Here is a 24,391-nt window from a genome sequence, read left to right as displayed (position 1 = left end):
GACCCATGCGGATTTTGGTACGGCGCACGGGTGGATTCGCGGGCATCGAGCGGCACGCCGAGGTGGACACCTCGGGGCGGCCCGACGCCCAGGAGTGGCACGCCCTGGCCGAGCGCGCGGTCGCGTCCGGCCGGGGCACGCCCCCCGTCGGGGTTCCGGACGGCTTCAGCTACCAGATCACCGTGGACGGCACAACGGTGTACTGCTCGGATCCCCGGCTCACGGACGAACAGCGAAAGCTGATCTCGCGAGTACTGAAGGAGGGGGCCTGACCGGCGCTCACGGAGGGCCGTAACTGCTTCTTCACGCCTGGCCGTTGACTTCCGTTACCGCTGGTACGGATGATCCGGCGCATGGCGACTGATGCGCGCGGCGCGACGAACCCGATACCTCAGTTCCCGGCCGGCTTCCTGTGGGGCGTGTCCACCTCGGCCCATCAGATCGAGGGTGCGGCGGACGAGCGCGAGCCCTCCGTGTGGGACACCTTCACGGCCGAGCCGGGCCGGGTGAAGGACGGCTCCACCGCCGCGGTGGCCTGCGACCACTACCACCGCTACCCGCAGGACGTGGCCCTGCTGGCCGACCTGGGCGTCGACGCGTACCGCTTCTCGATCTCGTGGCCGCGGGTGAACGCGCCGAAGGGCCTCGACTTCTACGACCGTCTGGTGGACGAGCTGTGCGCGGCGGGCGTGCGGCCGGTGCCGACGCTCTTCCACTGGGATCTGCCGGTCGCGCTGGACTGGCTGGAGCGGGACACGGCGGCCCGTTTCGCCGAGTACGCGGCGGTGGTCGCCGAGCGCCTGGGCGACCGGGTGAAGAAGTGGATCACTCTCAACGAGCCCGCCGAGCACACCCTGCTGGGCCACGCCCTCGGCACCCACGCCCCCGGCAGGCAGCTCCTCTTCGACGCCCTCCCCGTCGCCCACCACCAGCTGCTGGCCCACGGTCTCGCCGTACGGGCGCTGCGCGCGGCCGGCGCGACCGACATCGGCATCGCCAACTCGCACGGGCCGACCTGGCCGGCGTCGCAGGAACAGGCGGACAAGGAGGCGGCGGACTTCTACGACGTACTCCTCAACCGGCTGTTCGCGGACCCGCTGCTGCTCGGCCGGTTCCCGGACGGCATCGGCGAGTTGATGCCGGGCGACGTCGAGGCCGACCTGAAGGTCATCGCCGAGCCGCTCGACTTCTACGGCGTCAACTACTACGCGCCGACGCGTGTGGGCGCCCCGCAGGGCACCGAGATCGAGTTCGGCGGGATCAGCATGCCCGCGGAACTGCCCTTCTCCGTACGGGAGATCGAGGGCGTGCCGACGACGGACTTCGGCTGGCCGGTGGTGCCCGAGGGTCTCACCGAACTGCTCACCGGCTTCCGGGAGCGGTACGGCGACCGGCTGCCGCCCGTCGTCATCACCGAGAACGGCTGCAGTTACGAGGGCATCGACGACCAGGAGCGGATCGCCTACCTGGACGGCCACATCCGCGCGCTGCACCGGGCGGTGGAGGCGGGCGTGGACGTGCGCGGGTACTTCGTCTGGTCGCTGCTCGACAACTTCGAGTGGGCCGAGGGGTACGCGCGGCGGTTCGGGCTGGTGCACACGGACTACGAGACGCTCACCAGGACCCCCAAGGCGTCCTACGGCTGGCTGCGGGACGTGCTCCGGGCCCAGAGGTGACGTCCACCCGGTCCCCGGGTGCCCTGGCCGAGCCCGTCGACCGAGTCGGCCGGGGCTGGACGGCGGCGCTGTCGCTGGCCAATGTGGCGATCTGGGTGGGCTGGTACGGTCCGTTGCAGATCCTGCTGGCCCAGCAGGCGGAGGACTTCGCACCCGGCACCGGGATGTCGAAGGAGACGCTGCTGGCATGGGTGACCGGCGCGGGCGCGGTCGTGTCGCTGGCGGCGAACCCGTTCTTCGGCGCGCTGTCGGACCGCACGACGGCCCGCTGGGGCCGCCGTACGCCGTGGATCGTGGCCGGCGCGGCGGGCGGCGCGCTGTCGCTGCTGCTGCTCGCCGGGGCGGGCGGGCTGTGGGCGATGGCGGTCGGCTGGTGTCTGGTCCAGCTGACGCTGAACGCGTCCTTCGCGGCGGTGACGGCGGCCGTGCCGGACCGGGTGCCTCGGCTGCAACGGGGCGTGGTCGGCGGCTGGTTGGGGGCTGCGCAGATCCTCGGCGCGGTCGTCGGCACGGGGCTTGCGACGGCGGCGGGCGGGATCGCGGCGGGGTATGCGGCCTGCGCGGTGTTCGCGGTGGCGGGGGTGCTGCCGTACGTCCTGCGGTACCGGGATCTGCGGCTGGCGGTCACGGACCGGCCGGCGTGGTCCTGGCGTTCGTTCACGCGCGGCTTCTGGCTGAGCCCGCGCCGCTACCCCGACTTCGGCTGGGCCTGGCTGACCCGCTTCCTGATCAACCTCAGCAACGCACTGGTGATCCTGTACCTCCTCTACTACCTGCGGGACCGCCTGCACCACGACGACCCCGAGCAGGGCGTCCTGATCCTCACCGCGGTGAACAGCGTGACCCTGGTGGCCACGGTCGTGGTGGGCGGCGCCTGGTCGGACCGGGTGGGCCGCCGCAAGCCGTTCGTGATGTGGTCCGGGGTGCTGATGGCGGCGGCCACGGGCCTGCTGGCAGGCTGGCAGACCTGGCCGGGCGCCATCGTCGTGGCGGCACTGCTGGGCCTGGGCCTCGGGGTGTTCATGTCGGTCGACTTCGCGCTGATGACGGACGTCCTGCCCACGGCGCGGGACCGGGGCAAGGACCTGGGCGTCATCAACGTGGCCAACGCCCTGCCCCAGGTCGCGGCCCCCGCCCTGGCCGCGCCGATCGTCACCCACCTGGGCGGCTACCGGATGCTGTACCTGGTGGCGGCCGCGGCGGGGCTGGCCGGGGCGGTGCTGGTGGGGCGTATCAGGGGCGTCGATTAGACGCCCCGTCTTCAGGGGCGCGGGGCTGCATCACTGTGCGGCTCCGCCGCGTGGGCGCGAGCAACCACAACGAACCCTCGGACGACCACCGGCCGGTTCACAGCGCTCCGGCCTCCCGCGCGGCATAAACCGACGGAAACAACGGCCGATACCCCAGCTCCCTACGAATCCGCTCCGTAGAGGTGATCGCGGCCCACGGATCGGGATCGGCACGGGTGTACAACTCCGCCGGGATCTCGACCCCGTTGAGCTGATGCAACTCGACCGCCGTCACGGGAACGTCGTCGGCGATGTTGTAGACCCGTCCCGCGATCCCCGGCGCATGCAGGATCCGCAGCAGCCCCTGGGCCACGTCCGCGTGATGCCCCATGTGCAGCCGCTGGGTGGCCGCCCAGTTCTTGGCCCACATCAGGGACTGCGCGAGATGCGGATCGCCCTCGCCGTAGACGAAGGGGAGCCGGGCGACGCGTACGTCGAGCCCCTCCATCCCGCGCAGCTCCCGCTCGGCCGCCGCCTTGGACTCCGGGTAGGCACCCCACATCGCCCCGCCGGGCAGACTCTCGTCGTCCTCGGTCAGCGGACGGCCGCGTCCGAGGCCGTACACAAGCCCGGTGCTGACCTGCACAAAGCGCCCCACCCCGGCAGCCAGCGCCGCACGCCCCAGCTCCACGGCCGCGTCCCGGTTGACCGCCCACGCCTCCTCGTCGGGGACCCCGCGGAAGGAGGCCGCGACGTTCACGACCGCGTCGACCCCGGCGACCGCCTTGCCGAGCGACTCGGTGTCGCGCAGATCGCCGACCACGACCTCGGCGCCCAGCTCCGCGAACGGCTCGCCCCGCGCCTCGTCCCGCACCAGCACCCGTACCTGCTCCCCCGCCCGGGACTGCGCCAGCAGCCTCGGCACGAAGCGCCGGCCGACCTGTCCTGTCGTACCCGTCACCAACGTCAGCATGTTCTGCTCCTCTCGTCACCGACCAGCCTCGGGCGGGGCCGGTGCGGACGGGAGAGACCTGTTGATCAGGGGATCGGCAGTCCCTGGCTAAGCCGGCCGCGCTGCCGCAGGCTGGAGAGGTGAACCGAGCCGAACTCGCCGACTTCCTGCGCCGTGGCCGCGCCCGGCTGACCCCGTCGGACGTGGGTCTGACCCCGGGCACCCGGCGCCGCACACCGGGCCTGCGCCGCGAGGAGGTGGCGCAGCTGGCGGGGATGTCGGTGGACTACTACACCCGGCTGGAACAGTCCCGTGGCCCGCGCCCGTCCCGCCAGATGCTGACGGCGCTGGCCCGCGCGCTGCGCCTGACCGCCGTCGAGAGCGACCACCTGTTCCACCTGGCCGGCGAGGAGCCACCGCGCCGCGAGACGACGTCGGCGCATGTCCGGCCCGGGCTGCTGCTGATCCTGGACCGGCTGCACGACACGCCGGCCCAGGTGGTGAACGACTGCGGCGAGGTGCTCGCGCAGAACGCGATGGCCCGGGCGCTGATCGGTGATGTGATGTCCCGGCCGCGGCGCGAGCGCAATCTCGCCCGGCTCTACTTCCTGGACCCGGCCGCGCGCTCGCTCTTCCCGCAGGAGGACCTCGCGGGCCACGCGCGCGCCCATGTGGCCACCCTGCGCGCGGTGGCCGCGGCCCGCCCCGACGACCCGGAACCGGCCGCGCTGGTCGCCGAACTCCGGTCGTCCAGCGAGGAGTTCGCCCGGTTATGGGAGGAACACGAGGTGTCGCAGCGCAACCGTGCCACCAAGCGTTTCCTGCACCCGGTGGTCGGCCTCCTGGAACTGGACTGCGAGGTCATGGTCAGTCACGAACACCACCACCTGCTGGTGGTTCACTCGGCACGGCCCGGGACCGAGGCCCACGAGCGACTGCAACTCCTGCGGGTGGTGGGCCTGCAGGACATGTCTCCCAGCACGGCCTGATCCGGTAGCTGACCTTCCGGTAGTGGAGGCCGGAAATCACCCTTGCCGACCCTCGCCCCACGCGCATCAATGGAAACGGCGGTTCCGACGGACCGTCAGATTCAGCTCTCCACGCAGTGTGTCCGCATCCACCTGCCGAACAGTTCCCCTACCCCCACACAAGGAACTCCCCCACCCTTGAAAGGGACTGAATCCCCATGAGACGCATGCGCATTGGAGCAGGTGCCGCGCTGGTGGCCGGGACCCTCGCGGTCACCGGGCTGGCCTTCGCACCCGCCGCCCTCGCGGTCGCCCCCGGCTCGGCGACGATCACCGCCGACTGCGGCAGCTTCGGCGGTGGCGAGGCCACCCTCACGGCGACGCAGGACGGCACCGCCGCCACCATCACCGTCAACTCCTCCGCGATCACCGCGCCGATCGCGCTCGGCGAGGACTCCATCTCCTCGACCCTCACCCTGGTGAAGGCGAGCGGCGGCACCACCGCCTTCACCGGCACGGAGAACCCGGCGATGGCCGCCGGCGACCCCGTCCAGGTCGGCCCGCTCAGCGGCACCGTCGCCTCCGGGGACAGCCTGGAGGCCTTCGGCGGCTCGCTGACCATGACCGTCTTCGGCATCACCATCACGTGCACGGCGACCGGGCCGCAGTCGCCGGGCCCGTTCGTGTTCGACTGAGCCGCGTGACGCACTGACGCGCTGACGTGCTTACGTGCTGAAAGGGACGCGGTCCCGGCGCTGATACGGCTTCACAGCGCGTCGGGGCCGCGTTCGCCCGTCCGTACCCGTACGACCGTCTCGACCGGCAGCGCCCAGACCTTGCCGTCGCCGATCTTGCCGGTGTGTGCGGCCTTCACGATGGCGTCGATGACGTCCTCGGACAGCGCGTCCTCGACGACGACCTCGATGCGGACCTTCGGCACCAGGTCGACCTGGTACTCCGCGCCCCGGTACACCTCGGTGTGGCCGCGCTGCCGGCCGTACCCGCTCGCCTCGGTCACGGTCAGGCCGTGCACGCCGAGTTCCTGGAGGGCGGTCTTGACCTCGTCGAGCCGGTACGGCTTGACGATCGCGGTGATCAGCTTCATGCCTGCTTCTTGACCTTCTGCGCGGCGGGGAGGGAGGAGGAGACGGACGAGGCGAGGGACGCCGTGACCGGGGCGCCGTGCCCCAGGACCCCGTGATCGTAGGCGGTCTCGGCGTGCACCGTAAGGTCCAGGCCGGTGTGCTCCTGCTCCTCGCTCGCCCGGAAGCCCAGCACCTTGTCGATCAGCTTGGCGATGCCGTAGGTGGCGAGGAAGGCGTACGCGCCCACGGCCACGATCGCCACCGCCTGCTTGCCGAGCTGCGCGAGTCCGCCGCCGTAGAGGAGGCCCTCGGCCCCGCCGGTCATCGTCGCCGTCGCGAAGACGCCGATCAGCAGGGTGCCGATGACACCGCCGACGAGGTGGACACCGACGACGTCCAGGGAGTCGTCGTAGTCGAACTTGAACTTCCAGCCGACGGCGTACGAGCAGACGACGCCGGCGGCGAGGCCGATGACGAGCGCGCCGAGCAGCGAGACCGAGCCGCAGGAGGGCGTGATGGCCACCAGTCCGGCGACCGCGCCGGAGGCCGCGCCCAGCGTCGTCGGGTGACCGTCGCGCTTCTGCTCGACGAAGAGCCAGCCGAGCAGGCCGGTGCAGCCGGCGGCGAGGGTGTTGAGGAAGGCGGCGGCCGCGAGGCCGTTGGCGCCGAGGGCGGAGCCGGCGTTGAACCCGAACCAGCCGAACCACAGGAGACCGGCGCCGATCACGACCATCGGCAGGTTGTGCGGCCGCATGGCGTCCTTCTTGAACCCGAGCCGCGGACCCAGGACCAGAGCCAGCGCGAGGCCGGAGGCGCCGGAGGTGATCTCGACGGGGAGGCCGCCGGCGAAGTCGAGGGCGCCGAGCCGGTCGAGGATCCAGCCGCCGGGGCCCCAGGTCCAGTGGGCCACGGGAACGTATACGAGCAGCGCCCACACCGGCACGAACACGACCCACGCCCCGAACTTCGCCCGGTCCGCGATCGCGCCGCTGATCAGCGCGGCCGTGATGATCGCGAAGGTGAGCTGGAAGGTGGCGAAGAGGACGGTGGGGACGGTCCCCTGGACGCTGTCCGGTCCGAGCCCGGCCATACCGGCGTGGTCGAGCCCGCCGATGAGGCCGCCGAGGGTGTCCTCCCCGAACGCGAGCGAGTAGCCGCAGACCAGCCAGACGACGGTGACCAGGGCGATGGACACGAGGCTCATCATCAGCATGTTCAGGACGCTCTTCGTGCGGACCATGCCGCCGTAGAAGAGGGCCAGGCCCGGGGTCATCAGCAGGACGAGGGCGGTGGCGGCGAGCAGCCAGGCGGTGTCGCCGGTGTCGACGCTTGCGGCGGCGAGGGTCACGGTCGTCTCCAACGGTGCGGGGGCTCGTCCGAGGTTCACCGCTGTGCGTTTCCGGTCGTGCACGGCTGTGTTTCCGCGACGTTTCGTTGCGCGGGGGTTTCCGGAAGCTCACCGGACGGCCGGCGGTCGGTCTGTTGTGCGGCGAGGGTCTGTGGATCAGGGAGAATGGGCGCCATGAGCGTTCGCAGCCAGTCATCCGAGCCGTCCGAGGCCCCCCACCGCGCCGGCTTCGCCTGCTTCGTGGGCCGTCCCAACGCGGGCAAGTCCACCCTTACGAACGCTCTGGTCGGCCAGAAGGTGGCGATCACCGCCAACCAGCCCCAGACGACGCGGCACACGGTACGCGGGATCGTGCACCGGGAGGACGCCCAGCTGATCCTGGTCGACACCCCTGGGCTGCACAAGCCGCGCACGCTGCTCGGCGAGCGCCTCAACGACATCGTCCGTACGACCTGGGCCGAGGTCGACGTGATCGGCTTCTGTCTGCCGGCGAACGAGAAGCTCGGCCCCGGTGACCGTTTCATCGCGAAGGAGCTGGCGTCGATCAAGAAGACGCCGAAGATCGCGATCGTCACGAAGACCGACCTCGTGGACAGCAAGACGCTGGCCGAACAGCTCATCGCGATCGACCAGCTCGGCAAGGAGCTCGGCTTCGAGTGGGCCGAGATCGTCCCCGTCTCCGCGGTCGGTGACCAGCAGGTGGGCCTGCTGGCCGACCTGATCGTCCCGCTCCTGCCGGAGGGGCCGGCGCTCTACCCCGAGGGCGACCTCACCGACGAGCCCGAGCAGGTCATGATCGCGGAGCTGATCCGCGAGGCCGCGCTGGAGGGCGTCCGGGACGAGCTGCCCCACTCCATCGCGGTCGTGGTGGAGGAGATGCTCCCCCGCGAGGACCGCCCCGCCGACAAGCCGCTCCTCGACATCCACGCCTTCGTCTACATCGAGCGCCCCAGCCAGAAGGGCATCATCATCGGCCCCAAGGGCAAGCGCCTCAAGGACGTCGGCATCAAGTCCCGCAAGCAGATCGAGGCCCTGCTGGGGACGCCGGTGTTCCTGGACCTGCACGTGAAGGTCGCGAAGGACTGGCAGCGCGACCCGCGCCAGCTGCGGAAGCTGGGTTTCTGAGCCGAGGGATCGGTTACGGGGGCGAAAACCCGACCCGGGGTGACGGCGGGCGTACCCGACGTGCACGGATGGGGACCGTGGGGAAAAGGCCTACGGCCTTGTCAGTCCCCCGGCGTACTCTGGAAATCGCCAGGCCGCCCACGTGGCGGGCGAGTCGTTTCGAGGAGGACGAGCAAGGCCTACGAGCCGGCCCATGACTCAGACACCCACAGCTCACACACCCGCGCAGGGGCAGGCGAGAGCACAGTTCACCGTCCCCGCCCAGCACCCCATGGTGACCGTGCTGGGGTCCGGCGACTCCCTGCTGCGCGTGATCGAGAAGGCCTTCCCGGCGGCCGACATCCACGTCCGGGGCAATGAGATCAGCGCGGTCGGCGATGCCGCTGAAGTCGCCCTCATCCAGCGCCTGTTCGACGAGATGATGCTGGTGCTCCGCACCGGACAGCCGATGACGGAGGACGCAGTGGAACGCTCGATCGCCATGCTCAGAGCGAGTGAGAACGGCGAGGGCCCGGAGGAGACCCCGGCCGAGGTCCTCACCCAGAACATCCTCTCCTCGCGCGGCCGCACGATCCGCCCCAAGACCCTCAACCAGAAGCGGTACGTCGACGCGATCGACAAGCACACGATCGTCTTCGGCATCGGCCCCGCCGGTACCGGCAAGACCTACCTCGCCATGGCGAAGGCGGTGCAGGCCCTGCAGTCCAAGCAGGTCAACCGCATCATCCTGACCCGGCCGGCGGTCGAGGCGGGCGAGCGGCTCGGCTTCCTGCCGGGCACGCTGTACGAGAAGATCGACCCGTACCTGCGTCCGCTGTACGACGCGCTGCACGACATGCTCGACCCCGACTCCATCCCCCGGCTCATGGCCGCCGGGACCATCGAGGTCGCCCCGCTCGCGTACATGCGCGGTCGTACGCTCAACGACGCCTTCATCATCCTCGACGAGGCCCAGAACACCTCGCCCGAGCAGATGAAGATGTTCCTCACCCGTCTCGGCTTCGAGTCGAAGATCGTCATCACCGGTGACGTGACCCAGGTCGACCTCCCGGACGGCACCAAGTCCGGTCTGCGGCAGGTGCAGGACATCCTGGACGGCGTCGACGACGTGCACTTCTCCCGGCTGTCGTCCCAGGATGTCGTCCGGCACAAGCTGGTCGGCCGTATCGTCGACGCGTACGAGAAGTTCGACAACACGCACGGCACCCAGAACGGCACGCACAAGGGCCGCGGCGGCAAGGCCGGGCACAAGGGGAAGTAGAGAACACGCGCGACCATGTCGATCGACGTCAACAACGAGTCCGGAACCGAGGTCGACGAGCAGGCGATCCTCGACATCGCCCGCTACGCACTCGCGCGGATGCGCATCCACCCGCTCTCCGAGCTCTCGGTGATCGTCGTGGACGCCGACGCCATGGAGCAGTTGCACATCCAGTGGATGGACCTGCCCGGCCCGACGGATGTCATGTCCTTCCCGATGGACGAGCTGCGGCCGCCCTCGAAGGACGACGACGAGCCGCCGCAGGGGCTTCTCGGTGACATCGTGCTGTGCCCCGAAGTCGCCGCGAAGCAGGGGACCGAGGCACCCACGCAGCACTCCATGGACGAGGAGCTCCAGTTGCTCACCGTCCATGGCGTGCTGCACCTGCTCGGGTACGACCACGAGGAGCCCGACGAGAAGGCCGAGATGTTCGGTCTGCAGGCCGCCATCGTGGACGGCTGGCGCACGGAGAAGGGCATGACCGGCCCCTCCCCGGCCCCGACCGTGTCATGAGCCTCCCCCTCGTCTCCGGCGCGATCGCCCTGGTGATCGTCGCCTGGCTCGCCGCCTGCGCCGAGGCCGGCATCGCGCGCGTCTCCAGCTTCCGCGCCGAGGAGGCCGTACGCAACGGCCGTCGCGGCAGCGAGAAGCTGGCGCTCGTCGCCGCCGACCCGACCCGCTATCTGAACGTGTCGCTGCTGGTGCGCGTGGCCTGCGAGATGGCCGCCGCCGCGCTCGTGACGTACGCCTGCCTCCAGGAGTTCGACAGCACCACCGAGGCCCTGCTGGTCGCGATAGCGGTCATGGTGCTGGTGTCGTACGTCGCCGTCGGGGTCTCCCCGCGCACCATCGGCCGCCAGCACCCGCTGAACACGGCGACGGCGGCGGCGTACGTCCTGCTGCCGCTCGCCCGGATCATGGGGCCGATCCCCTACCTGCTGATCCTCATCGGCAACGCGCTCACCCCCGGCAAGGGCTTCCGCCGCGGCCCGTTCGCCTCCGAGGCGGAGCTGCGGGCGCTGGTCGACCTCGCCGAGAAGGAGTCGCTGATCGAGGACGAGGAGCGCCGCATGGTGCACTCGGTCTTCGAACTGGGCGACACGCTGGTCCGCGAGGTCATGGTCCCGCGCACCGACCTGGTGGTGATCGAGCGCTACAAGACCATCCGCCAGGCTCTCACCCTCGCCCTGCGCTCCGGCTTCTCCCGCATCCCCGTCGTCGGGGAGAGCGAGGACGACGTGGTCGGGATGGTGTATCTCAAGGACCTGGCCCGCAAGACGCACATCTCCCGGGAAGCGGAGAGCGAGCTGGTGTCGACGGCGATGCGGCCCGCAGTCTTCGTACCGGACACCAAGAACGCCGGTGACCTGCTGCGCGAGATGCAGAAGGAGCGCAACCACGTCGCCGTCGTCATCGACGAGTACGGCGGCACCGCCGGCATCGTCACCATCGAGGACATCCTCGAGGAGATCGTCGGCGAGATCACCGACGAGTACGACCGTGAACTCCCGCCGGTGGAGGAGCTCGGCGAGGACCGCTACCGCGTCACCGCCCGCCTGGACATCACCGACCTCGGCGAGCTGTACGGCCTCGACGAGTACGACGACGAGGACGTCGAGACGGTCGGCGGGCTGCTGGCGAAGGCACTCGGCCGTGTCCCGATCGCCGGGGCGTCGTCCCTGGTCGAGCTCCCGGACACCCGGGAACTCCGCCTGACCGCGGAGGCGGCGGCCGGCCGCCGGAACAAGATCGTGACCGTGCTCGTGGAGCCGGTGGGTCCGGTCGGGCGCCTGGGCGAGGAGACGAAGGCCGAGTGACGGAGTGACGGAGTGACGGAGTGACGGAGTGACGGAGTGACGGAGTGACGGAGTGAACCCTCAGGAGCTGCGCGCGTTCTGCCTTTCCTTCAACGCGAGCGTTGAGGACTTCCCGTTCAACCCGGAGACCTCGGTCTTCAAGGTGCTGGGCAAGCTGTTCGCCCTGACGAACCTGGACGCGCGGCCCCTGACGGTCAACCTCAAGTGCGACCCGGAGGACGCGGTCCGCCTGCGCGGCGAGTATCCGGGGCTCATCGTCCCCGGCTATCACATGAACAAGCGGCACTGGAACACGGTGACCGTCGACGGCGAGCTCCCGGACCGCTTCGTCCGGGAGCTCGTCGAGGACTCGTACGACCTGGTCGTGGCCGGCCTGCCGAGAGCCGACCGGCTCCGCCTCGACCGCCCCTGAGCCACTCGGCCCCTGGGGCCTGTTGCGAAAGTGGCCCTAGTCGCTGTCCCTTGATCCGGCCGTCCGTCCGGTCCGCAGGCCGACGGCGATCAGGGCCGCCGCGGCCAGGACGATCGCCGCGTCGAGCGCCAGGACCGTGCGGGTGCCGGAGAGCAGGTCGCCGGAGGTCGTCGCGAGGACGCCAAGGAGCGGGATGCCGATCGTGATGCCGACCTGCTGGGTCGAGGTGACCAGGCCGGTGGCCAGGCCCTGCTCCTCGTCGGGGACGCCGGAGGTCACGGTCAGGCCGTAGGAGATGATCGCGCCCAGGTGGAACATGCTCGCCAGCGACAGGGCGGCCGTGACGAGCCAGACGGACCAGGACTGCGCGTTCAGGAACAGCAGGGCGGCACCGAAGGCGCCCTGGCCGGCGAGCGAGAGAACCAGAATGCGGCGGGCGCCGAGACGGCTGATGAACCGCGGGGTGAGCGAGCCGGCGATCACCGACATGACGCCCTGCACACCGAAGACCAGGCCCGTCTCCCAGGCCGACAGACCGAGCACTTCCTGCAGGTACAGGGTGAGGACGAAGACCACCGTCGACATCATCGAGAAGGTCACCAGACCGCCCAGATTGCCCCACGCCACCGTGCGGCGGCGCAGCATGGGCAGGGAGACCAGCGGCGACTCGGTGCGGGACTCGACGACCGCGAAGGCCGCCAGGAGCGCGAGGCCCGCGATCAGGGTCGCGATGACGTCGGCGCGGGCGAAGCCGTCGTCGGCGGCCGTCGTGAGGGCGTAGATCAGGGACAGCAGACCGCCGGTGACGGTGATCGCTCCGGGCACGTCCAGGTGGGGGCGCATCGGGGTGCGGGACTCGGGCAGCAGGGCGGGCGCGAGCGGCAGCACGACCAGGGCGAAGACCGCGAGCAGGCCCATCGTGGAGCGCCAGCCGAGGGCGTCGGTCAGGACGCCGCCCGCGACCACGCCGATGGTGAAGCCGAGAGACATCAGCGTCCCGGAGATGCCGAGGGCGCGGTCCCGGGCGGGGCCCTCGGCGAAGGTGGTGGTCAGCAGGGACATGCCCGTCGGGACGATGACCGCGGCACCGAGGCCCTGCAGGGCCCGTCCCGCGAGGAACGACGCCGGGTCCCAGGCGAACGTCGCGAGCACCGAGGCCGCGGCGAACAGGGCGAGTCCGGTGAGGAACAGCTTGCGGCGGCCGTACAGGTCGCCGATGCGGCCGAAGAGGAGCAGGAAGCCGCCGGACGGCAACGCGAACGCCGTCACCGCCCACTGCAGCGCCGACTGGCTCATGCCGAGGTCGGCGCCGAGGACGGGGAGGGCGACATTCAGGACGGAGAAGTCGAGGGCGACCATGAACTGGGCCGCGCACAGGACGAACAGGACGAGTTTGTCGCGCGTCGACATCCGGGGGGACCGGGGGGTGCCGAGCGGTGGGGTGGTGGGAGTGGGAGCGGATGCGGTGGTGTCGATCGCCATGGGTAAGAGCCTGGGGGCATCGGAATAGCCGTGGGGAGCGGGAAGTTGTCCTGGTGGTGGCACCACCAGTCACCGGGATGAGGGGGATCCTTACGTGTCCGATGTGTCCGTGTCCGACGTGTCCGGTACCTCGCTGAAGAGTCATCGGCGGCGCGAGCTGCGCGAGTTCCTGATGAGCAGGCGGGCCCGGGTGACGCCGGGCGAGGCCGGGCTGCCGGACGGCGGTGCGCGGCGCCGTACACCGGGGCTGCGGCGCGAGGAGGTCGCCGTGCTCGCCGGAGTGGGCGCGTCCTGGTACCAGTGGCTGGAGCAGGGGCGGGACATCTCCGTGTCGCCGCAGGTGCTGGACTCGGTGGGCCGGGTGCTGCGGCTGAGCAACGCCGAGCGGCGGCATCTGTATCTGCTGGCCGGGCTGAACCCGCCGGTCCGCGAAGTGGCGCCCGAGAAGCAGGACATGTGCGAGGGGCTGCGGCGGCTGATCGACGCGTGGATGCCGTATCCGGCGCACATCATGGACCGGTACTACAACGGCGTGCTCTACAACGACGCCGCCGCGACCGTGCTCGGGATGCTGCCCGGCAAGCGGTGGAACTGCCTGATCGACTTCTTCACGGACCCGATGTACCGGTCGCGTTCGAGGAGTTGGGAGCAGAACGCCCGCACGGTCGTGGCGCAGTTCCGGGCGCTGTGCTCGGCCTCTCCCGACGACGAGGGCTTCCAGTCCGTGCTGGCCGAGGCGAAGGCGTCCAGCCCGGAGTTCACCGAGCTGTGGGAGCGGCGGGACATCGAGGATGCCGGGCAGATCCGCAAGGAGCTGGACCATCCGCTCGTCGGGCTGCTGTGCATGGAGTCGAGCGTGATGCAGATGCCGGTGCGGCCCGACCTGTCGATCGTCCTGCACACGCCGCTGGACGAGGCGAACACCGCGGCGAAACTGGAGTGGCTGGCCTCCCCGGAAGGGCGGCGCGGGGCCATGTACCCCGTGGCCGGTTAGCACGGGCGCCGCTACGTATGCTCAGGTCATGACCGACAACAGCGCGCTCGACCCCGAGGACCGCAAGATCGTCACCCTGGCCCGTTCCGCACGGGCCCGCAACGGTGTGCCCGAGGGTGCGGCCGTACGGGACGAGACCGGCCGTACCTATGTCGCCGGGACGGTCGCCCTGGAGTCCCTGAAGCTGAGCGCGCTGCGCACTGCGGTGGCGATGGCGGTGGCGTCGGGGGCGAAGTCGCTGGAGGCGGCGGCGGTCGTGACGGACGCCGAGGGCGCCTCGGACGAGGACCGCGCGGCGGTACGGGACCTCGGCGGGCCGCAGACGCCGGTGCTGGTGGCGGGGCCGGACGGGGCGGTGCGTACGACGGTGACGGCGGGCTGAGATTCAGGGGCCCCGCCCCGTGGAGTCCCAGGAGGCCCTCGGTCGCCCGGGAGTTCAGGTCCTGGCCGCCGGTGTGATGTGGCTGAGGACGCAGCGCCAGCGGTCGTCCCGCCGTACGAAGACGTCGGTCGTCCACTCGTCGGCGTCGAAGCGCTCGCCCTTGTAGTGGGCGGTGTTCGTGATGCGTGCCGTCACGACCGCCGAGTCGCCGTGCATGCGGATCCTCGGCTCGCCGACGAGTCGGAACGACGAGTGGGTCAGCTCGCCGGACTCGACGAACGACAGAAACTGCTCCCTGGTCGAGATGCCCGACTCGGAGACGATGGCCCAGTCGTCGGCCATGAAGTCGGCGATCCGTGCGGGGTCGTTGGAGACCATCGCCGCCGCCCAGTCGTGCGCGACGGCGGCGAGGACCTGCCGGTCGTCAGGCGCGTCGTCGCTCATGGCCGGATCGTAACCAGAGCCGTGCGGCACGGCACCCCGTCGCGCCACGACGGGCGGTTGTCAGTACCGGGTGTCACGCTGAGGTCATAGCGGATCTGCGAAGGGAATCGCCATGATCACCACTGACCTCGCTCCCGGCTCCCCCTGTTGGATCGACCTCGGCGCCCCTGACGTCCGGGCCGCCGCGGCCTTCTACGGCACGGTGCTCGGCTGGGAGTACGAGTCCATGGGCGAGGGCGGCGACATGGAAGGCGGGATGTTCAAGAAGGACGGCAAGACCGTCGCCGGGCTCGGCAAGCTCACCGAGGAGGGCGCCCGCTCGGCCTGGATGATCTACTACGCCGTCACCGACGCGGACGACACGACCCAGGCCGTGGAGCGCGCGGGCGGCACGGTGCGGGTGCCGCCGCGGGACCTCGACGACTGGGGGCGGATGGCGCAGTACGACGACCCGCTGGGCGGCCAGTTCGCCGTCTGGCAGCCGGGGAAGAACTCGGGCTTCGAGCTGGCGGACGAGACGGGTTCGCTGTCGTGGACGGAGCTGTACACGACGGACGCCGCGAGCGCGAAGGAGTTCTACAGCGGTGTCTTCGGCTGGCAGTTCAGCGACATGCCGATGCCGGGCGGCGGGGGCGCGTACACCCTGATCACCCCGGCCGGGCAGCCCGAGGAGCGTATGCAGGGCGGCCTCATGGAGCTCCCGGTGGAGAACCTCGTGCTGGCGGGCGGGCGGCCGTACTGGCACCCGGTCTTCAACGTCACCGACTGCGATGCCGCGGTCGCCAAGGTCACCGGGAACGGCGGCAGTGTGCAGATGGGTCCGGACGACGCGGAGGGCGTCGGCAGGCTGGCGGTGTGCGTGGACCCGTCCAACGCGGACTTCGTGGTGCTGACGCCGGCCACGCCCAGCTGACCCGGTCGCGGGAGGGACACCCACGGGAGGCGGCGGCGGCCCTGGTCGTCGTCGGCTCCTGGTCGTCGGTCCTGGTCGTCGTCGGTCCTGGTCGTCGTCGGTCCTGGTCATGCCGACCGGCGGAACCCGATCGTCGGTACGGCCCGCCGCAGCGGCCAGGGTCTGCCCTGATCCTGCGGCACCAGGTCGGCCAGGAACGCGTACCGGCGCAGGGCCTCGGGGTCCTGCCGGTCGAGGGACTGGACCTGGCGCCACCAGGCGCCGATCTCGGCCCAGCCGGGGGCCGACAGGGAGCCGCCGAACTCCTGGACGGACAGGGCGGCCGTGAGGCCGGCGAAGGCCAGCCGGTCGGCCAGCGGCCAGTCGGCCAGGGTGCCGGCGACGAAGCCTGCCACGAAGACGTCACCGGCGCCCGTCGGGTCCAGGGCCTCCACGGCGATCGCGGGGACCACGGCCGTCTCCCCGGTCCTGCTGTCCACCGCGTACGCGCCCTCCGCGCCGAGGGTGACCACCGCGACCGGGACGTGCTCGGTCAGGGCGTGGGCCGCCTCGCGCGGGCAGTCGGCGCCGGTGTACCGCATGGCCTCCTGCGCGTTCGGCAGGAACGCCTCGCAGTGCTCCAGGTCGGCCAGCCCCGCCAGGTCCCACGCCCCCGTGTCGTCCCAGCCGACGTCGGCGAAGATCCGGGCGCCCTTGCGCGCGGCCTGCGCGATCCAGGGTGCGCGCGTGCCCGGCACCAGGGAGGCCACGGCGGCCCGCGCCCGGGGCGGGCAGTCCGGCGCCGGTTCCTCCGGGGGCGGCTCGTGGCCGTGGGAGACCATCGTGCGCTCCCCCTCGTACGCCATCGAGACCGTCACCGGCGAGTGCCAGCCCGGCACCGTGCGCGAGGGCGAGAGGTCGATGCCCTCGCCGTGCTCCAGCGCGTCCCAGCAGTACTCGCCGTAGTGGTCGTCGCCGAAGGCCGCCGCGAGCGATGTCTTCAGGCCGAGGCGGGCCAGGGCGGTGGCCATGTTCGCCACGCCGCCGGGGCTGGAACCCATCCCGCGCGCCCAGGACTCCGTCCCGCGCACGGGGGCGGAGTCGAGGCCGGTGAAGATGATGTCGAGGAAGACCGTGCCCGTCAGATACACGTCCCACGGCGGGTCGGCGGCCGTGCGCAGGCCGACGAGGGGGTCGACCTGGGCCCGGCGATACAGACCCCCTGCTCTGGACGACGGCCTCTGGGGCGAGGCTCCCTTTCCGGTCGGCGCGGTGGGCGTGGTCACGGTGCGCTCCCTGACGTGGTGCTGATCTGGCCAGTCTGCACCACGTCACTGACAACGCCACCGCGATCTTGCCCGAGCCCCTACCAGCGAGGCACCGAAGGCGTGACCCAGCCCGGCTCGGCGACCCGCATCGCGGCAACGTCGTCGCGGTCCCGCAGCGAGCCGTCGTCATCGAGCCACCGCCTGTGCAGCTCCGCGAGCCGGTCGCGGTCCAGTTCGACGCCCAGGCCGGGCGCGTCCGACACGGCGACCTTGCCGCCCTCGAAGGTGAGTCGCTCGGTGAGGACGTCCTCGGACTGCCAGGGGTAGTGGGAGTCGCAGGCGTGATGGAGGTTCGGGACGGTGGACGCCACGTGGGTCATCGCGGCCAGAGAGACACCCAGATGGGTGTTGGAGTGCATGGACACCCCGACGCCGAAGGTACGGCAGATCGCCGCCAGTTGCTGGGTGTTGCGCAACCCGCCCCAGTAGTGGTGGTCGCAGAGCACGACCTGCACGGCGTCCTTCGTGAAGGCCTCCTTGATCTCCGCGAACGTCGTCACGCACATGTTCGTCGCCAGCGGCACCCCGCTCCGCGCGGCGACCTCCGCCATCCCTGGGGTACCCAGCGTCGGATCCTCCAGGTACTCCAGGACGCCCCCCAGCTCCCGCGCCACCTTCAGCGAGGTCTCCACGGACCAGGCCCCGTTGGGGTCGAGGCGCAGGGGGTGCCCGGGAAAGGCTTCCGCGAGCGCCCGTACGGCGGCGATCTCCTCGTCCGGCGGGAAGACGCCGCCCTTGAGTTTGAAGGAGGTGAACCCGTACCGCTCCGTGAACGTCCGCGCCTGCTCGACCACCCCGGCCGGGTCGACGGCGACGCCCCAGTCGTCCTTCTCGGCGGCGACGCCCGACGGATGACCGGCCCACTTGTAGAAGAGATACGCGCTGTACTCGACCGCGTCCCGCACCCTGCCGCCGAGCAGCGCGTGCACGGGCAGCCCGAGCGCCTTGCCGAGGGCGTCGAGGCAGGCGACCTCGAATCCGGAGACGACGGACAGCCGCAGCTTGTCGGCGGTCTGGACACCGCGCAGCCCGCCGACGTCGACCTGTCCGGACACCCGGGAACGGTCGACCGCCACCTCGTCCGCGACGACGAACAGCCCGTTGAGATCACCGACTTGACGACCGATCAGTTTCTGGGCGAACGGCCGGGCGAGCTCCAGGTACTTGGTGTCGCCGTACGTCTCGCCGACCCCCGTGACCCCGTCGGCCGTCACGACCTCCACGATCAGGCGGGGTGTGTACGGCTGGTGGACGCCCTGGGTGTTCAGCAGCGGCGGGTCGGCGACCAGGATGGGCGTCAGACGGACCTCGGTGATCGTGAGGTTCACAGGGCGGCTCCTACGAGGTCGAGTCCGGCGGCGAGGAGAGTGCGCAGGTCTGCCAGGTCGCCGGCCGACGGGTCGGTGAGTGGGGCGCGTACGGGGCCGACGGGGCGGCCGCGCAGCCGGGCCGCCGCCTTCACCAGGGACACGGCGTATCCGGGTACCCGGTCGCGGAGCTCGACGAGCGGGACGTAGAAGTCTCGCAGCAGCTTGTCGACGGTGTCGTGCTCGCCGCCCTGGAGTGCGGCGAAGAAGGCGTTCGCGATCTCGGGGGCGAAGGCGTGGACGGCGGAGGAGTAGGCCGGGACGCCGACGGCGGCGTACGCGCGGGCCTGGATCTCGGCGGTGGCGGCACCGTTGAAGAAGAGGAAGCCCTCGGGGGCGGCGAGGGTGAGGCGCTGGAGCCGGTCGAGGTCGCTGTGGCCGTCCTTGAGGCCGATGACGTTCGGGATGCGCGCGATCCGCTGCAACGAGTCTGCGGTGAGGGCGACTTGGCCGCGCTGGTAGGCGATGAGCGGGAGGCGGGTGCGGTCGGCGATCCGCTCCAGCTGGGCGACCAGTCCGTCCTGCGGGGCGGCGACGAGGTAGTGCGGCATGACGAGGAGGGCGTCGGCGCCGGCCTCGTCGGCGATCCGGGCGAACCTCGTGGCCTGCGCCCAGCCGTACCCGACCCCGGCGACGACCGGCACCCGTCCGCCCGCCTCCTCGACGGCGATGGAGACGACCTGCCGGTACTCGTCCTCGTCCAGGGAGAAGAACTCACCGGTGCCACAGGCGGGGAAGACCGCGCCGGGGCCGGTGGCGACCTGGGCGGCGACATGGGCACGGAGGCCGTCCGGGTCCAGCGAGCCGTCCTCGTGGAAGCTCGTGAGGGGGAACGACAGCACGCCTTGCGCCATGCCGTCCCGCAGCCGCCGGGTCGTGTCGGTATCGAGGCTCACCCTCGCCATCTCCCCATGTAGACGTTATCCACGTATGAGAATCGAGATTAGATACGCGAACCGCGACCGTCAATGCCGCGGTCGGCCCGAGGTGCTTTGCGAGGCGCTTTGCGAGGCGCGTTCCGAGGCGCTCCGATTACCATCGCCCCATGTCAGAGACAGGCGGCGTCCGCGAGGTGAAGTCCGCGGCGCGCACGGTGGAGTTGCTGGAGCTCCTCGCCGCGCGCGGCGACCGCCCCGCACGCCTCCAGGAGCTGGCCGACGCGCTGGACGTGCCGCGCAGCTCGATGTACGCCCTGCTCCAGACCCTGATCGCCCGGGGCTGGGTACGGACGGACGTCACCGGCTCCCTGTACGGCATCGGCATCCACGCCCTGCTCACCGGCACCAGCTACCTCGACTCCGACCCGCGCGTGCGTGCCGTACGCCCGTATCTCGACGAGGCGTCGGAGGCCCTGGGCGAGACGATCCACATGGCACGGCTGGACGGCCGGGACGTGGCGTATCTGGCGACGCGTGAGTCGCACGAGTACCTGCGGACGATCAGCCGGGTCGGGCGACGGCTCCCCGCACACGTGGGAGCACTGGGCAAGGCGCTGCTCGCCGAGCGCCCGGATGAGACCCTCCCCGAGGCCCCGTACGAGCCTTTCACCCCCCACACCCACACCACCCGGGAATCCCTCGCCGCCGACCTCGCCGAGGTGCGGGCGCGCGGCTACTCGGTCGACCGCGAGGAGGGCGTCCCCGGCATCGTCGGCTTCGGCTTCGCCCTGCGCTACGACTCCCCGGCCCAGGACGCGATCAGCTGCTCGGTGCCGGTGGCCCGGCTGTCGGCGGGACATGAGGAGCGGATCGTCGCGGTGATGCGGGAGGTCAGGGCGAAGATCGAGGCGACGGCGCCTGCGGCGGGCGGGTCGGTGCACTGGCGTTGACGCCGGCTCGCGCGACATCCGGCGCCTCCAGGAAAGCCCCCGTTTACCCGGCCTTCCCCACCCCAAACGCAACGTGCGCCAGATCACACCCCCCGCGCTTCTTCTCCGAACCATGTGCTTGATACAAATTCTCCGCGCGTTCCTGTCCGTCGACGGCCTGCGCCCCTCCCCCTCTTGAGCCGCTCCTTTCGCATGCCCTGGGAACGCCCGTGTTCGCCCCTCGCACCACTCCCTGGCCCCTCGTCGCCCTTTTCACGGCCGGGTACCTCGCTCCGTATCTGCTGCCGACGGTCGTCGGCAGGCTCGACTCCGGACTTCCGCTGTCCCCCACCCAAGCGGGCGCCGTCGGCAGCGCACTGCTGCTGAGTTCGGCGTCGGCCGGCTTCCTGCTGGCCTCGCGCGTCGAGCGGATCGGCGCGCGCAGGCTGGCACGTACCGGCCTCACGCTCGCCGTCCTCGGCTACGGCGTGGCAGCGCTCGCGCACGCCGTACCGTCCGTCGTCCTGGGCGTCCTGGTCGGCGGCTTCGGATCCGGTACGGCCACCGCGGTCGCCGCCACCCGCATAGCCGCCCAGCCCGACCCGCACCGGGCCACCACGCTGGGCCTCCTCGGCGTCTCCGCCCTCGCGGGCGGCGTCTATCTGACGGTGCCGCACCTCGGTCCGGGCCACGGCCAGCCGCTGGCCGCGATCGCGCTCACCGCGCTCGCCGTATGGCCGCTCACGGTCCGGCTCCCGGCCGCCACGGCCACCTCGCACCAGCCCGGCTGGGACGGCTCCGGCCTCCCCCACCTGCGCCACGGCCTGACCCTCGCCGCCTGCATGCTGTGCTGGTCGCTCGCCCAGAACTCCCTGTGGGGCGTCAGCGGCCGAATAGGCCTGACGCAGGCGCAGTTGACCGAGACCACGGTCGGCGCGGTGTTCGCGGTGGGGCTCGGCGCGGGCCTGCTGGGCGTGACCGGGGCGGGTGCGCTCGGCCCGCGCCTGGGCCGGGCACTGCCCATCGGCGCCGGTACGGCCATCATCGCGGCGTGCATCGCGCTCAGCGCGTCCGCCACCGATCTGACGACCTTCGCGACCGGCGAGATCGCCTGGAACACCTTCTACCCGATCGTCCTGTCGTACCTCATCGGTCTCGCCGCCTCCCTCGACACCCGCGGCCGCTGGGCCGTCCTCGTCGGCTCGGCGTCGTCGCTGGGTACGGCTGCGGGCCCGCTGACCGGGAGCGTCCTGTCGGCGCAGGCCGGGTTCCCGGTCATGGGCGCGGTCCTCGCGGTCGGACTGCTGGTCGTCGCCGTACCGATGACGGCGGTGGCACTGGGCCGCCGGAGCCGGCGGACGGTCGAGGTCGTGGAGCACGCCGAGGTCGTCGAAGTCGTCGAGATCCCCCTGGACACCGCCGGGGCCAACCCGGCGGTCCCCGACCGCCTCACCGCGGCCACCTAGCCTCGGCGGCTACCCGAACTCGTAGGCCTCGACCTCGGCCAGGTAGCGCGCCCGCAGCGCCTCGTCGTCCTCCAGGAAGGAGGCGAGGAAGGAGTTGCGGGCGAGTTCCCGGAGCCGTTCGTCGGTGAGGCCGAGGGCCTGGCGTACGGCGTCGAAGTTGTCGCCGGCGTAGCCGCCGAAGTACGCCGGGTCGTCGGAGTTGACCGTGCAGTGGAGCCCGGCGTCGAGCATGGCGGGCAGCGGGTGGTCGGCGAGGACGTCGACGGTGCGCAGCCGTACGTTCGACAGCGGACACAGCGTCAGCGGCACCCGCTCCCGCACCAGCCGCTCGACCAGCGCCGGGTCCTCCATGCACCGCAGCCCGTGGTCGACGCGCTCCACGCCGAGGACGTCGAGGGCCTCGGTGATGTAGGCGGGCGGGCCTTCCTCGCCGGCGTGCGCGACGCGCCGCAGACCGAGCGCGGCGGCGGCCTCGTAGACCTCGCGGAACTTCACCGGCGGGTGGCCGACCTCGGCCGAGTCGAGGCCCACGCCGGTGATCCGGTCGAGGTACGGCTCGGTGGCCCGGAGCGTGTCCATGGCCGACTCGGCGGAGTCGTCACGCAGGAAGCACATGATCAACCGGGTGGAGACCCCGTGGTTCGCCTCGCTGCTCCCCAGCGCCCGCCACAGCCCCTCGACGACCGTGCCCAGCTCCAGGCCCCGCTTGGTGTGCGCCTGCGGGTCGAAGAAGATCTCCGCGTGCCGCACGCCCTGGGCGGCGGCCCGGGCGAGGTAGGCGTTCGCGAGGTCCTCGAAGTCCCGCTCGGTGCGCAGGACGGCCATGAGCTCGTAGTACAGGTTCAGAAAGGACTGGAGGTCCTCGAACTGATAGGCCTTGCGGATCTCGTCGGTGTCCAGGTACGGCAGCTCGACGCCATTGCGCGCGGCCAGTTCGAAGGCGAGCTCGGGTTCGAGGGTGCCTTCGATGTGGAGGTGCAGTTCAGCTTTGGGGAGGGGCATCGAAGCATCGTACGGCGGTGCTACCGCCGTTTCGGAAGGGGCACCCGCAGCAGGTCGTGCGCGACGGTCAGCTCCCCCTCGAACCCGGCGGCCCGCGCCTGCCGCTCGAATTCGTCCGGCTCGGAGTAGCGCTGGCTGAAGTGGGTGAGCACGAGATGCCGTACGCCGCAGTCGAGCGCGACCCGGGCGGCCTGACCGGCGGTCAGGTGACCGTGCTCGACCGCGAGGTGCTCGTCCTCGTCCAGGAAGGTGGACTCGATGACGAGCATGTCGCAGCCGTCGGCGAGGGTGTACACGCCGTCACACAGCCGCGTGTCCATGACGAAGGCGAACCGCTGCCCCCGCCGGACCTCACTGACGTCGTCGAGCGAGACCCCGTCCAGCACGCCCTCCCGCTGGATCCGTCCGACGTCCGGCCCCTTGATGCCGTGCAGGGCGAGCCGTTCGGGCAGCATGCGGCGGCCGTCGGGCTCGACGAGGCGGTAGCCGTACGACTCGACGGGGTGCGAGAGCCGGGCGGCCTCCAGGGTGTGGCCGCCGGTGGCGGCGATGAAGCCGTCCTCGCTGATCGGGGCCTCGGCGATATCGACGGTCTCGCGGTAGGCGGTCGCGTAGCGCAGCCGGTTGAAGAAGCGCTGCCCGGAGCGCGGGTAGTGGGCGGTGACGGGATGCGGAACCTTGTCGAGGTTGATCCGCTGGATGACTCCGGCCAGTCCCAGCGAGTGGTCCCCGTGGAAGTGGGTGATGCAGATCCGGTTCAGGTCGTGCGCGGCCACGCCGGCCCGCAGCATCTGCCGCTGCGTGCCCTCGCCGGGATCGAACAGGATTCCCTGTCCGTCCCACCGCAGCAGATACCCGTTGTGGTTCCGGTGCCGGGTGGGGACCTGGCTCGCGGTGCCGAGGACCACCAATTCACGTACGGACACGGCTGCTTCGACCTATCCGGGGGGCCACTGCATACCGCGGCCGCCCAGGACGTGGGCGTGGGCGTGCCAGACGGTCTGGCCGGCGCCGGCGCCGGTGTTGAAGACGATGCGGTGGCTCTCCAGCTTCTCGTCGTCGGCGACGGCGCCGGCCTCCCGCAGGACGTCCGCGGCGAGGGCCGGTTCGGCGGTGGCGAGAGCGGCGGCGTCCTTGTAGTGCGCCTTGGGGATGACCAGGACGTGCGTGGGCGCCTGGGGGTTGATGTCCCGGAACGCGACGGTCGTCTCCGTCTCCCGGACGATCGTCGCCGGGACGTGCCCCTCGACAATCTTGCAGAACAGACAGTCGTCCTGCGGCTCGCCTGCCATGCGGGTTCCCTCCGGGAGTGGGGCGCGTCGTTACGGTGGGCATCGTATCGTCGTCGGCCGCG

The 24,391-nt window shown here is 71.2% G+C and carries 26 protein-coding genes; 15 read left to right on the top strand and 11 right to left on the bottom strand.

From position 1 onward, the window contains the following. The first annotated feature begins 5 nt into the window (after nucleotides 1-5). The 3 genes from OHT51_RS28395 to OHT51_RS28385 all read left to right on the top strand — a co-directional run bounded on the left by OHT51_RS28395 (nucleotide 6) and on the right by OHT51_RS28385 (nucleotide 2,926). Complete coding sequence (locus OHT51_RS28395; RefSeq protein ID WP_328881743.1) at nucleotides 6-272, top strand: protealysin inhibitor emfourin; 267 nt, start codon at nucleotides 6-8, stop codon at nucleotides 270-272. A 69-nt stretch (nucleotides 273-341) separates the two neighbouring features. Then, nucleotides 342-1,676 carry a GH1 family beta-glucosidase gene (locus tag OHT51_RS28390; RefSeq protein ID WP_443052581.1) on the top strand — a complete coding sequence of 445 codons (1,335 nt, stop codon included), beginning with the start codon at nucleotides 342-344 and terminating at the stop codon, nucleotides 1,674-1,676. Further along, nucleotides 1,673-2,926: an MFS transporter gene (locus tag OHT51_RS28385; protein ID WP_328881741.1), complete on the top strand. Its 1,254-nt coding sequence runs from the start codon at nucleotides 1,673-1,675 to the stop codon at nucleotides 2,924-2,926. Before OHT51_RS28390 ends, OHT51_RS28385 begins: the two co-directional genes overlap by 4 nt. Nucleotides 2,927-3,023: 97 nt before the next feature. Here OHT51_RS28385 and OHT51_RS28380 read toward each other — a convergent pair whose 3' ends face one another. Beyond that, nucleotides 3,024-3,878 (bottom strand): NAD-dependent epimerase/dehydratase family protein, encoded by an 855-nt coding sequence (locus OHT51_RS28380; protein WP_328881740.1) that lies wholly within the window; start codon nucleotides 3,876-3,878, stop codon nucleotides 3,024-3,026. A gap of 119 nt (nucleotides 3,879-3,997) precedes the next feature. Here OHT51_RS28380 and OHT51_RS28375 point away from each other — a divergent pair, with 119 nt between their 5' ends. Both OHT51_RS28375 and OHT51_RS28370 read left to right on the top strand, forming a co-directional pair. After that, entirely contained in the window at nucleotides 3,998-4,846 is an 849-nt protein-coding gene (locus OHT51_RS28375; protein ID WP_328881739.1) for a helix-turn-helix transcriptional regulator, read from the top strand. Between the two features lie 197 nt (nucleotides 4,847-5,043). Next, complete coding sequence (locus OHT51_RS28370) at nucleotides 5,044-5,520, top strand: hypothetical protein (RefSeq protein WP_328427733.1); 477 nt, start codon at nucleotides 5,044-5,046, stop codon at nucleotides 5,518-5,520. A 71-nt stretch (nucleotides 5,521-5,591) separates the two neighbouring features. On the opposite strand, the gene OHT51_RS28365 is transcribed toward OHT51_RS28370, so the two are convergent. Both OHT51_RS28365 and OHT51_RS28360 read right to left on the bottom strand, forming a co-directional pair. Further along, nucleotides 5,592-5,930 (bottom strand): P-II family nitrogen regulator, encoded by a 339-nt coding sequence (locus OHT51_RS28365; protein WP_328881738.1) that lies wholly within the window; start codon nucleotides 5,928-5,930, stop codon nucleotides 5,592-5,594. Continuing rightward, nucleotides 5,927-7,258 carry an ammonium transporter gene (locus OHT51_RS28360; protein WP_328884464.1) on the bottom strand — a complete coding sequence of 444 codons (1,332 nt, stop codon included), beginning with the start codon at nucleotides 7,256-7,258 and terminating at the stop codon, nucleotides 5,927-5,929. Before OHT51_RS28360 ends, OHT51_RS28365 begins: the two co-directional genes overlap by 4 nt. Before the next feature lie 165 nt (nucleotides 7,259-7,423). On the opposite strand from OHT51_RS28360, the gene era reads away from it, so the two are divergent. From era to OHT51_RS28335, 5 genes are all read left to right on the top strand, one after another. Beyond that, complete coding sequence (gene era, locus OHT51_RS28355; RefSeq protein ID WP_328881737.1) at nucleotides 7,424-8,383, top strand: GTPase Era; 960 nt, start codon at nucleotides 7,424-7,426, stop codon at nucleotides 8,381-8,383. Between the two features lie 193 nt (nucleotides 8,384-8,576). Continuing rightward, nucleotides 8,577-9,644, top strand: coding sequence for a PhoH family protein (locus OHT51_RS28350; protein WP_328881736.1), 1,068 nt, complete (start codon nucleotides 8,577-8,579; stop codon nucleotides 9,642-9,644). Between the two features lie 15 nt (nucleotides 9,645-9,659). Continuing rightward, a complete protein-coding gene (gene ybeY / locus OHT51_RS28345; protein WP_328881735.1) occupies nucleotides 9,660-10,157 on the top strand; it encodes an rRNA maturation RNase YbeY in 498 nt (165 codons plus the stop codon). Beyond that, nucleotides 10,154-11,461: a hemolysin family protein gene (locus OHT51_RS28340; protein WP_328881734.1), complete on the top strand. Its 1,308-nt coding sequence runs from the start codon at nucleotides 10,154-10,156 to the stop codon at nucleotides 11,459-11,461. The genes ybeY and OHT51_RS28340 overlap by 4 nt, the downstream gene beginning before the upstream one ends. 52 nt (nucleotides 11,462-11,513) lie before the next feature. Next, nucleotides 11,514-11,873, top strand: coding sequence for an MmcQ/YjbR family DNA-binding protein (locus tag OHT51_RS28335; RefSeq protein ID WP_328881733.1), 360 nt, complete (start codon nucleotides 11,514-11,516; stop codon nucleotides 11,871-11,873). Between the two features lie 36 nt (nucleotides 11,874-11,909). On the opposite strand, the gene OHT51_RS28330 is transcribed toward OHT51_RS28335, so the two are convergent. After that, nucleotides 11,910-13,355 (bottom strand): MFS transporter, encoded by a 1,446-nt coding sequence (locus OHT51_RS28330; RefSeq protein WP_328881732.1) that lies wholly within the window; start codon nucleotides 13,353-13,355, stop codon nucleotides 11,910-11,912. 172 nt (nucleotides 13,356-13,527) lie between these two features. Between OHT51_RS28330 and OHT51_RS28325 the strand changes: the two genes are divergently transcribed. Together OHT51_RS28325 and OHT51_RS28320 are read left to right on the top strand one after the other, a co-directional pair. Next, nucleotides 13,528-14,349 (top strand): helix-turn-helix transcriptional regulator, encoded by an 822-nt coding sequence (locus OHT51_RS28325; RefSeq protein ID WP_328884463.1) that lies wholly within the window; start codon nucleotides 13,528-13,530, stop codon nucleotides 14,347-14,349. Between the two features lie 28 nt (nucleotides 14,350-14,377). Further along, entirely contained in the window at nucleotides 14,378-14,731 is a 354-nt protein-coding gene (locus OHT51_RS28320; RefSeq protein WP_328881731.1) for a cytidine deaminase, read from the top strand. 54 nt (nucleotides 14,732-14,785) lie between these two features. On the opposite strand, the gene OHT51_RS28315 is transcribed toward OHT51_RS28320, so the two are convergent. Next, entirely contained in the window at nucleotides 14,786-15,175 is a 390-nt protein-coding gene (locus OHT51_RS28315) for a nuclear transport factor 2 family protein (RefSeq protein WP_328881730.1), read from the bottom strand. A 112-nt stretch (nucleotides 15,176-15,287) separates the two neighbouring features. Here OHT51_RS28315 and OHT51_RS28310 point away from each other — a divergent pair, with 112 nt between their 5' ends. Then, complete coding sequence (locus tag OHT51_RS28310; protein ID WP_328881729.1) at nucleotides 15,288-16,088, top strand: VOC family protein; 801 nt, start codon at nucleotides 15,288-15,290, stop codon at nucleotides 16,086-16,088. A 107-nt stretch (nucleotides 16,089-16,195) separates the two neighbouring features. Here OHT51_RS28310 and OHT51_RS28305 read toward each other — a convergent pair whose 3' ends face one another. The 3 genes from OHT51_RS28305 to OHT51_RS28295 form a co-directional block, all read right to left on the bottom strand. After that, the gene (locus tag OHT51_RS28305; RefSeq protein WP_384187431.1) at nucleotides 16,196-17,353 is read right to left on the bottom strand and encodes a carbohydrate kinase family protein; all 1,158 of its coding nucleotides are present in this window, start codon (nucleotides 17,351-17,353) and stop codon (nucleotides 16,196-16,198) included. 80 nt (nucleotides 17,354-17,433) lie between these two features. Beyond that, the gene (locus OHT51_RS28300; protein ID WP_328881728.1) at nucleotides 17,434-18,723 is read right to left on the bottom strand and encodes a glucarate dehydratase family protein; all 1,290 of its coding nucleotides are present in this window, start codon (nucleotides 18,721-18,723) and stop codon (nucleotides 17,434-17,436) included. After that, nucleotides 18,720-19,667: a 5-dehydro-4-deoxyglucarate dehydratase gene (locus tag OHT51_RS28295; protein ID WP_328881727.1), complete on the bottom strand. Its 948-nt coding sequence runs from the start codon at nucleotides 19,665-19,667 to the stop codon at nucleotides 18,720-18,722. The genes OHT51_RS28300 and OHT51_RS28295 overlap by 4 nt, the downstream gene beginning before the upstream one ends. A 140-nt stretch (nucleotides 19,668-19,807) precedes the next feature. Between OHT51_RS28295 and OHT51_RS28290 the strand changes: the two genes are divergently transcribed. Together OHT51_RS28290 and OHT51_RS28285 are read left to right on the top strand one after the other, a co-directional pair. Beyond that, on the top strand, nucleotides 19,808-20,590 hold the full coding sequence (locus OHT51_RS28290; RefSeq protein WP_328881726.1) for an IclR family transcriptional regulator: 783 nt from the start codon (nucleotides 19,808-19,810) through the stop codon (nucleotides 20,588-20,590). Nucleotides 20,591-20,799: 209 nt separating this feature from the next. Next, nucleotides 20,800-22,035 (top strand): MFS transporter, encoded by a 1,236-nt coding sequence (locus OHT51_RS28285; protein ID WP_328881725.1) that lies wholly within the window; start codon nucleotides 20,800-20,802, stop codon nucleotides 22,033-22,035. Nucleotides 22,036-22,044: 9 nt separating this feature from the next. Here the strand turns inward: OHT51_RS28285 and OHT51_RS28280 are convergent, their stop codons facing one another. The 3 genes from OHT51_RS28280 to OHT51_RS28270 are packed head-to-tail and all read right to left on the bottom strand — an operon-like array spanning nucleotide 22,045 to nucleotide 24,329. Further along, complete coding sequence (locus OHT51_RS28280; RefSeq protein ID WP_328881724.1) at nucleotides 22,045-23,037, bottom strand: adenosine deaminase; 993 nt, start codon at nucleotides 23,035-23,037, stop codon at nucleotides 22,045-22,047. Between the two features lie 20 nt (nucleotides 23,038-23,057). After that, entirely contained in the window at nucleotides 23,058-23,963 is a 906-nt protein-coding gene (locus tag OHT51_RS28275) for a ribonuclease Z (protein WP_328881723.1), read from the bottom strand. A 12-nt stretch (nucleotides 23,964-23,975) separates the two neighbouring features. Continuing rightward, a complete protein-coding gene (locus tag OHT51_RS28270) occupies nucleotides 23,976-24,329 on the bottom strand; it encodes an HIT domain-containing protein (RefSeq protein WP_328881722.1) in 354 nt (117 codons plus the stop codon). Between the last annotated feature and the right edge of the window lie 62 nt (nucleotides 24,330-24,391).

The sequence above is a fragment of the Streptomyces sp. NBC_00299 genome, from assembly GCF_036173045.1.
In the GTDB taxonomy this organism is placed as follows: domain Bacteria; phylum Actinomycetota; class Actinomycetes; order Streptomycetales; family Streptomycetaceae; genus Streptomyces; species Streptomyces machairae.
The sequence above is the reverse complement of the archived record's forward strand: the minus strand, read 5'-3'. Positions and strand labels throughout refer to the sequence as shown.

What these genes read in the sequence shown, in the direction of transcription:
- OHT51_RS28395 (WP_328881743.1), top strand. Translation starts at nt 6, where the DNA reads ATGCGGATTTTGGTACGGCGCACGGGTGGATTCGCGGGCATCGAGCGG.
- OHT51_RS28390 (WP_443052581.1), top strand. Translation starts at nt 342, where the DNA reads ATGATCCGGCGCATGGCGACTGATGCGCGCGGCGCGACGAACCCGATA.
- OHT51_RS28380 (WP_328881740.1), bottom strand. Translation starts at nt 3,878, where the DNA reads ATGCTGACGTTGGTGACGGGTACGACAGGACAGGTCGGCCGGCGCTTC.
- OHT51_RS28370 (WP_328427733.1), top strand. Translation starts at nt 5,044, where the DNA reads ATGAGACGCATGCGCATTGGAGCAGGTGCCGCGCTGGTGGCCGGGACC.
- OHT51_RS28365 (WP_328881738.1), bottom strand. Translation starts at nt 5,930, where the DNA reads ATGAAGCTGATCACCGCGATCGTCAAGCCGTACCGGCTCGACGAGGTC.
- era (WP_328881737.1), top strand. Translation starts at nt 7,424, where the DNA reads ATGGGCGCCATGAGCGTTCGCAGCCAGTCATCCGAGCCGTCCGAGGCC.
- OHT51_RS28350 (WP_328881736.1), top strand. Translation starts at nt 8,577, where the DNA reads ATGACTCAGACACCCACAGCTCACACACCCGCGCAGGGGCAGGCGAGA.
- ybeY (WP_328881735.1), top strand. Translation starts at nt 9,660, where the DNA reads ATGTCGATCGACGTCAACAACGAGTCCGGAACCGAGGTCGACGAGCAG.
- OHT51_RS28340 (WP_328881734.1), top strand. Translation starts at nt 10,154, where the DNA reads ATGAGCCTCCCCCTCGTCTCCGGCGCGATCGCCCTGGTGATCGTCGCC.
- OHT51_RS28330 (WP_328881732.1), bottom strand. Translation starts at nt 13,355, where the DNA reads ATGGCGATCGACACCACCGCATCCGCTCCCACTCCCACCACCCCACCG.
- OHT51_RS28325 (WP_328884463.1), top strand. Translation starts at nt 13,528, where the DNA reads ATGAGCAGGCGGGCCCGGGTGACGCCGGGCGAGGCCGGGCTGCCGGAC.
- OHT51_RS28320 (WP_328881731.1), top strand. Translation starts at nt 14,378, where the DNA reads ATGACCGACAACAGCGCGCTCGACCCCGAGGACCGCAAGATCGTCACC.
- OHT51_RS28315 (WP_328881730.1), bottom strand. Translation starts at nt 15,175, where the DNA reads ATGAGCGACGACGCGCCTGACGACCGGCAGGTCCTCGCCGCCGTCGCG.
- OHT51_RS28310 (WP_328881729.1), top strand. Translation starts at nt 15,288, where the DNA reads ATGATCACCACTGACCTCGCTCCCGGCTCCCCCTGTTGGATCGACCTC.
- OHT51_RS28295 (WP_328881727.1), bottom strand. Translation starts at nt 19,667, where the DNA reads ATGGCGAGGGTGAGCCTCGATACCGACACGACCCGGCGGCTGCGGGAC.
- OHT51_RS28290 (WP_328881726.1), top strand. Translation starts at nt 19,808, where the DNA reads ATGTCAGAGACAGGCGGCGTCCGCGAGGTGAAGTCCGCGGCGCGCACG.
- OHT51_RS28280 (WP_328881724.1), bottom strand. Translation starts at nt 23,037, where the DNA reads ATGCCCCTCCCCAAAGCTGAACTGCACCTCCACATCGAAGGCACCCTC.
- OHT51_RS28270 (WP_328881722.1), bottom strand. Translation starts at nt 24,329, where the DNA reads ATGGCAGGCGAGCCGCAGGACGACTGTCTGTTCTGCAAGATTGTCGAG.